The sequence below is a fragment of the Streptomyces sp. NPDC004561 genome, assembly GCF_053602155.1.
In genome coordinates, this window is sequence record NZ_JBSGDB010000657.1 from 1 (window position 1) to 3,983 (window position 3,983).

Consider the following 3,983-nt stretch of genomic DNA (forward strand, 5'->3'; position numbering starts at 1 on the left):
GTGTGCGGCCCGGGGGCCAGGTGCACCAGACCCCGGGAGGCGCGCGTCGAGGAGACCGGCTCGCGGACCGGCGTGGGCTGCTCGGCCGCCATGCCGCGTGGCATGAGCACCACCGGCGTGACCGGGACGGCCGGTTCCGGGACGGGCCGGCTGAGGCGGGCGCGCCAGCGGTCACGCAGATCGAGGAGCCAGACCTCGGTCCTGGCGATCAGCGGCTCGCACCACGGCAGGGCGAGCAGGATCAGCAGACCCGCGGCCCAGCCCAGCAGCACGTCGCTCAGCCAGTGCGTACCGAGGTAGACGGTGGTGAGGCCGACGCCGAGGGAGGTGACCGCCGACAGCGCCGACAGCCAGCGGCGCGCTCTCGGGGTCGAGGCCAGATACGCCAGGATGCCCCAGGTGACCACCGCGTTGGCGGTGTGGCCGCTGGGAAATATATCGCCGCCCAGGCCCATCTCGTTCGAGCCGATCACGGTCGCGTAGTGCGGACCGAGCCGCCCCATGCCGTACTTGGCGGCGCCGACCGTGATGTTCAGCAGCAGCAGGGAGGCGGCCAGGGTCAGCAGCGGGCGGAGCGTGTGCTGCCGCCAGGAGCGCCAGCCGAGCCAGGCCGCGACCATCACCGCGGTGGGGCCGCGCTGGCCGAGCACCACGTAGTAGTCGAGGAAGGCGTGGATCTGCGGCCACTGCTGGTACGGCCGGAAGAACATGACCTGCCAGTCGAGCCGGACCAGCCAGGAGGTGATCACCACGGCCCACACGATCGCCAGGTAGAAAGCCAGGGTCGCGGTGAACAGAACGACCCGGTGCCGGCTCATCCTCGGCACGTCGATGTGAGCCGGTCGTTCCGGCTCACGGTCGAGTCTGGCGAACACCCGGTCCAGACGCCGGGTGAGGTTTCGTTCGGTACGCACCCAATCGACGTTACAGCGAGTGAGCTGTGTTCCCGGTCGAAACAGGGGCTTTGTGATGACGATGTGATGTGGGAAACGTCTCAAGCGCGGTCCTAATTCCAGGCATTCCGCAATCCTGTGAGGCCAGTGCCCGCAATTCCTTTGATCATGCCGGGCGTTGTTTATATAGCGCTTATGAATGCGTTAACCCGGCCCTGGGGCGGAATTCTCCGGAGCGTCATCGCCCGCTTGAGCCGATCATGGTGGGCCGGAACCGTTCAGCCAGAACGCGCCGTAGACCGCCGAGGCGACCGCCAACCCCGCCGTGACCAGGGCGGATCGGGAGGTCCGCAGCCGGGCGAGGGCGCAGGCGAGCGGGAACAGCACCGGGAAGGCCGGAACCAGCAGCCGGGGCTTGGAGCCGAAGTAGCTTGACGCGCACAGGGCGAGTACGAGGACGACACCTGTGTACACCAAGAGCGCGAGCGGCTCGTCCCGGCGCACACAGGTGACGTACAGCCAGATCAGCAGGCCCACCCCGATGATCAGACCGACGCCCGCGAGGGCGGACGGAAATGACGCGAACTTGTCGGCCACGAAGCGCCCGAAGGCGTAGCCGCCGTCGAAGCCGTTGCGCCATCCGGCCTGCACGTCCAGGTAGCCGAGCGGGCCCTTGCCGGTGCGGTGCCCCACCCAGAGGACATAGCCGGCGGCCCCGAGCGGAGCGATCACCATGCCGAGGACGCGGCGCCACGGCGGGGCGTCCCGCGCCGGGGACGGGGCGCGTGTCGTGGCGTGCGCGCCGTCCGTGCGCGACGCGCTTCGGTCCCGTCCGAACGAGATCACGCCCGCGACCCACACCGCCGCGACCACCGCCGCCCCCACGGGCCGGGTCAGTCCCGCCAGCGCCGCCAGCACGCCGGCGCTGATCCACCGCCCGGTCAGCACCGCGTACAGCGACCAGGCGGCGAGCGCGGTGAACAGCGACTCGCTGTAGGCCATCGACTGCACGATCCCGACCGGCAGCACCGCCCAGACGAGCACGGCGCAGACGCCCACCCGGGAGCCGTGGACGTGTTCGGCGACCGCGAAGATCCCGGCCGCCGCGGCGAGCGAGGCCAGGAGGCTCACGGCGAAACCCGCGTCCGCGTACGACAGCGGGGTGATCGCGTGCAGCCACCGCTCCAGCCACGGCAGCAGCGGGAAGAACGCCAGGTTGGAGTGGAGGTCCCCGTTCGGCAGTCGCACCTGGTAGCCGTAACCGAGCTCGGCCGTCCGCGTGTACCAGAGCGAGTCCCATCGCGCGGTCAGCAGTTTGTGGGCGCTCCTGTCGCGCGCGGCACTCCACAGCGCCAGCACGACGAGCCCCAGGGCGCGGACCGCCGCATAGCCCAGGAGGGCCGGGACGGCCCGGCGAAGGAGGGGCGCGTGGGGTGGGGCCGCGCGCGTCTCAAGATCGGTCACAGGCCAGATTATCGACCGGCCCGTGAACCGGACCGACCGCCGGGCCGTGGTCAAGAGGGGAAGGCGTGGTGTACGCCACACGGGTTCGTCATCCGTGTGAGATGTCCGCCACGTGTCCGCGGGGCGAACTCGCGTACGCTGACAAGTCACCTCCGTGGGTTTCGCGCGGGCCGGGGACACCGCTCCTCTCCGGCCGTACGACAGGGGAGTCCCCACCCCGTCCGTCCGCACCGCACGAGGGAGCATCTGGGAGGTACGTACATGTCCGGGACGACCACGGCTGCCGCACGGCCGTGCCGTCGGGCGGCCGGGGCCGGTGCCAACCGCTGGGTCGTCCTCGTCGTCCTCTGCGTCAGCCTGCTGCTCGTCGCCCTCGACGCGACCGTGCTGCACGTGGCGGTCCCCGCGGTCACCGAGGACCTCAGGCCCGGCGCCGTCGAACTGCTGTGGATCGTCGACGTCTACCCGCTGGTCTGCGCCTCGCTGCTGATCCTCTTCGGCAGCCTCGGCGACCGGGTCGGCCGCAGGCGCATCCTGCTGCTCGGCTACGGCCTCTTCGGCGTCGCCTCCGCCGTGGCCGCGTTCGCGCAGACGGCCGAGATGCTCATTCTCGCCCGCGCCCTGCTCGGCGTCGGCGGCGCCATGATCATGCCCGCCACGCTGTCGATCCTCCGTCAGGTCTTCCCCGACCGGCGCGAGCGCGCGCTCGCCATCGGCATCTGGAGCGCGGTCGCCGCGGTCGGCGCGGCGGTCGGGCCGCTGCTCGGCGGCTTCCTGCTGGAGCACTTCTGGTGGGGCGCGGTCTTCCTCGTCAACATCCCCCTGATGCTGGTCAGCCTGCCGGTCGGCCGGATCCTGCTGCCCGAGTCCCGGGGCGACCGCAACGGCCCCTGGGACGTGGCCGGCGCGCTGATGGGGGCGGCCGGCCTGTTCGGTCTCGTCCTCGGCGTGAAGCGGCTCGGCGGCGGAGAGGACCCGGCGGGCCCCTGCACCGTGCTGCCGCTGCTGGCCGGTGCGGTCCTCCTGTTCTTCTTCGTACGGCGCCAGCGGCGGCTGTCGCATCCCCTGGTGGACCTGCGCATGTTCCGCAGGCCCGCGTTCACCACCTCGGTGGGCTGCATCGTGCTGGCGATGCTCGCGCTGGTCGGCCTGGAGCTGATCGCCGCGCAGTACCTGCAACTGGTGCTCGGCCTGTCGCCGCTGGCGACCGGCCTCAGGCTGCTGCCGCTGACCGTCGCGGCGATGGCGGCGGGCCTCGCGGGCGCCCGGATGCTGCGCCGGTTCGGGCCGCGCCGGATGGTCTGCTTCGGCTTCGGCCTGACGGCGGCCGCGGTGCTGACCCTGACGGCGATGGGCGCCACCGACGACCCGGCGCTGCTGCTCTCCGGCTTCGTGCTGCTCGGCTTCGGCCTGGAGACCACGCTCTTCGGCGCCTACGAGTCGATGCTCAGCGAGGCCCCGGTCGACCGGGCCGGCGGCGCGGCGGCGATCGGCGAGACGTCGTACCAGCTCGGCGCCGGCATCGGCATCGCGCTGCTCGGCAGCGTGATGAACGCGGCCTACACGCCCGGGCTCCGGTCGGTGCCCGGGGTCCCTTCCGCGGCCTCGCGCGCGGCCTGAATGAGC

General features: G+C 71.8%; 2 protein-coding genes and 1 pseudogene. 1 reads left to right on the forward strand and 2 read right to left on the reverse strand.

What is annotated here, in order from left to right:
* Together ACWEN3_RS42970 and ACWEN3_RS42975 are read right to left on the reverse strand one after the other, a co-directional pair.
* Positions 1-914, reverse strand: a 914-nt coding sequence (locus ACWEN3_RS42970) for a phosphatase PAP2 family protein (protein ID WP_452983132.1), incomplete at its 3' end; no start/stop codon positions are given.
* A gap of 237 nt (positions 915-1,151) precedes the next feature.
* Positions 1,152-2,357, reverse strand: coding sequence for a glycosyltransferase family 39 protein (locus ACWEN3_RS42975; protein WP_452983135.1), 1,206 nt, complete (start codon positions 2,355-2,357; stop codon positions 1,152-1,154).
* A 261-nt stretch (positions 2,358-2,618) separates the two neighbouring features.
* Here ACWEN3_RS42975 and ACWEN3_RS42980 point away from each other — a divergent pair.
* Positions 2,619-3,974: pseudogene (locus tag ACWEN3_RS42980) on the forward strand (MFS transporter); the annotation flags it as partial.
* Positions 3,975-3,983: the final 9 nt, after the last annotated feature.